Source organism: Roseateles sp., assembly GCF_046300915.1.
Lineage (GTDB): Bacteria > Pseudomonadota > Gammaproteobacteria > Burkholderiales > Burkholderiaceae_C > Kinneretia.
The window spans coordinates 1-3438 of record NZ_JBKCLH010000081.1; the positions used below are offsets into that span (position 1 = coordinate 1).

The 3438-nt window shown below is 69.3% G+C and carries 4 protein-coding genes; all 4 read left to right on the forward strand.

Annotated elements, in window-relative coordinates; all coding sequences use genetic code 11:
* A partial coding sequence (gene fba / locus ACK5F2_RS06120; RefSeq protein ID WP_409863513.1) for a class II fructose-bisphosphate aldolase occupies positions 1 to 917 on the forward strand: 917 nt, incomplete at its 5' end.
* An 18-nt stretch (positions 918 to 935) separates the two neighbouring features.
* Positions 936 to 1379, forward strand: a complete 444-nt coding sequence (locus ACK5F2_RS06125; RefSeq protein WP_409863514.1) for a gamma-glutamylcyclotransferase family protein — start codon at positions 936 to 938, stop codon at positions 1377 to 1379.
* Positions 1380 to 1411: 32 nt separating this feature from the next.
* Entirely contained in the window at positions 1412 to 2311 is a 900-nt protein-coding gene (locus ACK5F2_RS06130) for a phosphoribosylaminoimidazolesuccinocarboxamide synthase (protein ID WP_409863516.1), read from the forward strand.
* An 8-nt stretch (positions 2312 to 2319) separates the two neighbouring features.
* Positions 2320 to 3423 carry a hypothetical protein gene (locus ACK5F2_RS06135; protein WP_409863517.1) on the forward strand — a complete coding sequence of 368 codons (1104 nt, stop codon included), beginning with the start codon at positions 2320 to 2322 and terminating at the stop codon, positions 3421 to 3423.
* Positions 3424 to 3438 lie beyond the last annotated feature (15 nt).

The following is a 3438-nucleotide window of genomic DNA, read 5'->3' on the forward strand; positions in this document are numbered from 1 at the left end:
GCGCTGGCGCCCGCAAGTACGCTGGCGAGCCCTTCATCAAGCACCTGATCCAGGCTGCGGCTGAGATGTACCCGCACGTTCCCCTGGTGATGCACCAGGACCACGGCACCAGCCCCAAGATCTGCCAGGGCGCCATTGACCTGGGCTTCGGCTCGGTGATGATGGACGGCTCTCTGATGGAAGACGGCAAGACGCCCTCGTCCTTTGAGTACAACATGGACGTCACCCGCCGCGTGGTGGAGATGGCCCACAAGGTGGGCGTCACCGTCGAGGGCGAGCTGGGCTGCCTGGGCAATCTGGAAACCGGCGATGCCGGCGAGGAAGACGGCATCGGCGCCGTCGGCAAGCTGGATCACAGCCAGATGCTGACCGACCCGGAAGAGGCCGCCACCTTCGTCAAGGCCACCCAGCTGGACGCCCTGGCGATTGCCATCGGCACCAGCCACGGCGCCTACAAGTTCAGCCGCAAGCCCACCGGCGACATCCTGGCCATCAGCCGCGTCAAGGAAATCCACGCCCGCATTCCCAACACCCATCTGGTGATGCACGGTTCCTCCAGCGTGCCGCAGGAGCTGCTGGCCATCATCAACCAGTACGGCGGCAAGATGAAGGAGACCTTCGGCGTGCCGGTCGAGGAGATCCAGGAAGCCATCAAGCATGGCGTGCGCAAGATCAATATCGACACCGACATTCGCCTGGCCATGACCGGTGCGGTGCGCAAGTTCCTGGCCGAGAACCCCGACAAGTTCGACGCCCGCGAGTGGCTCAAGCCCGCCCGCGAGGCCGCCAAGGCGGTGTGCAAGCAGCGCTATCTGGAGTTCGGCTGCGAAGGCCAGGCCGGCAAGATCAAGCCGCGCACCCTGGTGGACATTGCCGCGGCTTATGCCCGCGGCGAGCTGGCCCAGGTCGTCCAGTAAGTCCCGAGCGAGCCCGCGGTGGCGCACGCCTTCACCTACGGTTCGCTGATGTGGGCCGACATCATGGCGCGCGTCTGCGGCCTGGCGCCGCAGGCCCTGCCGGCCTCGCTGCCGGCGCGTCTGGCCGGCCATGCCCGCCATCCGGTGCAGGGCCAGGAGTACCCGGGCCTGCAGCCCGCGCCCGGCGCCGAGGTGGCGGGCCGGCTTTATCTGGATGTGCCCGAGTCCGCCTGGGCGCGGCTGGATGCCTTCGAGGGCCCCGAGTACGAGCGCGTGAGCGTTGAAGTGCGGCTGGAAGACGGCCGGCTGCTCGAGGCCTTTGTCTACCGCTTCCGCCCCGAGTTCCGCGCCCGGCTGGGCGAGGGCGACTGGGACGAGGCGGCCTTTGCCAGCGCCGGCAAGGCGCGCTTCGAGGCTCGCTATCTGGGCTTTGCGCAAATCGCGGAGGGCCCGGCGGCCTGACCTAAAATCCGCGTTTTCCGCCCGAGCCCACCATGACCGCTGCCCTGCATACCTCCTCGCTCACCTCTCTTCCCCTGATCGCGCGCGGCAAGGTGCGCGAGAACTACGCGGTGGGCGAGGACCGCATCCTGATGGTGGCCTCAGACCGCATCTCGGCCTTCGACGTCATCATGGGCGAGCCCATTCCCGGCAAGGGCGCCCTGCTGACGAAGATGGCCCTGTTCTGGTTCGAGAAGCTGGGCGATATCGTCCCCAACCACCTGACCGGCGACGACCCGCTGTCCGCCGTCAGCACCGAGGCCGACCGCGAGCAGGTGCGTGAGCGCTCCATGCTGGTCAAGCGCCTCAAGCCCCTGCCCATCGAGGCCGTGGTGCGCGGCTACCTGGCCGGCAGCGGCTGGGCCGAGTACAAGGTCAAGGGCGAGGTCTGCGGCGTCAAGCTGCCGGCCGGCCTGAACAATGCCTCCAAGCTGCCCGAGCCCATCTTCACCCCGGCCACCAAGGCCGAGATGGGCGATCACGACGAGAACATCAGCTTCGAGCGCTGCGTGGAGATCACCGGTGCCGACCTGGCCGAGCGCGTGCGCGCCATCTCCATTGCCCTGTACAAGCGCGCGGCCGACTATGCCGCCACCAAGGGCATCATCATTGCCGACACCAAGTTCGAGTTTGGCCTGGACGCCGACGGCACCCTGACCCTGATGGACGAGGTGCTGACACCCGACTCCTCGCGCTACTGGCCCGCCGAGAGCTATGCCGTGGGCAGCAACCCGCCCAGCTACGACAAGCAGTTCCTGCGCGACTGGCTGGAGCAGGCCCAGGTGGACGGCAAGCCCTGGGGCAAGGTGGCGCCCGCGCCCGCCCTGCCGGCCGAGGTGATCGAGAACACCGCGGCCAAGTACCGCGAGGCCCTGGAACGTCTGACCCGCTGAGCCCGGTCATGACCATCAGCTCCCGCCTGCTGCAGCGCCTGGATCAGGCCATCGCCGGGGCCAGCGACCCCATCCTGGCGGGCAGCTGGCGGGTGCAGCGCGCGGTGCTGCTGGCGCGTCACGGACGCATGGCCGAGGCGCGCGAGGCCTTGACGGCCCTGCATCAGCTGGCCTTCCAGCACCCGCATCCCACCCTGGGCGCCTGGCTGCACTATGCCGAGGGCCTGATGAGCTATTTCAGCGACTTCGGCAGCGCCGCGGGCGACAAGATCCGTCGGGCCCAGGCCATGGCCCAGGTCGCCGGCCTGCGCCAGCTGGAGGCCCTGTGCGCGGCCTGGCTGGCCCATATCGCCTATGTCCAGCATGATGTGGCGCGCGTGGCCCAGCAGGCCCAGACCTGCCTGAGCCTGGCCGGCGAGGCCCAGCATGATGCGCGCAGCCGTCTGGCCGTGGCCTTGGGGCTGGCCTACGACTTTGCCGGGCGGCCTGAAGCCGCCCAGGCCTGGTACGCCGCGGCGCGCCGCCATGCGGCCGCCGAGGGCGATGACGCCACCCAGTCGGCCCTGATCTACAACATGACCGAGGTGCGCTGCGCCCGGCAGCGCCGTGAGAGTCTGGCCCATCCGGCCCGCCCGGTCCCCGAGTTGCTGCTGGGGGCCGATTCGGTCAAGCATTACGACGCGGCCGTCGGCGGCTCGGCGATGGCCGAGCTGACACCGGTGCTGCGCGCCCAGGTGCTGACGGTGCAGGGCGAATTCGCCCAAGCCCAGGCGCTGTACGAGCAGCATCTGCCGCAGGCCATGTCCAAGGGGCTGACGCGGCTGGGCAGCAGTCTGTTGGCCGATCTGGCCTGGTGCCGCTGCAATCTGGGCCAGCGCGAGCATGCCTTGCAGCAAGCGCGCGAGGCCGAAATCGAGCTGGACCCGGCCTGCGATGTCGACGACCGGGCTGCCACCCACAGCCGTCTGGCCCAGATCTATGGCCTGCTCGGTGACGCCGCGGCCGCCGAGCGCCATGCCGCCAGTGCGACGGCCGAATGGGCCGAGTTTGCCGCCCAGCAGCAGGCCTGGGCCCGGGCGCTGGCAGGCGCCGGGCTGTCCCGACCGGCTTAGAACAGGGCCATGCTG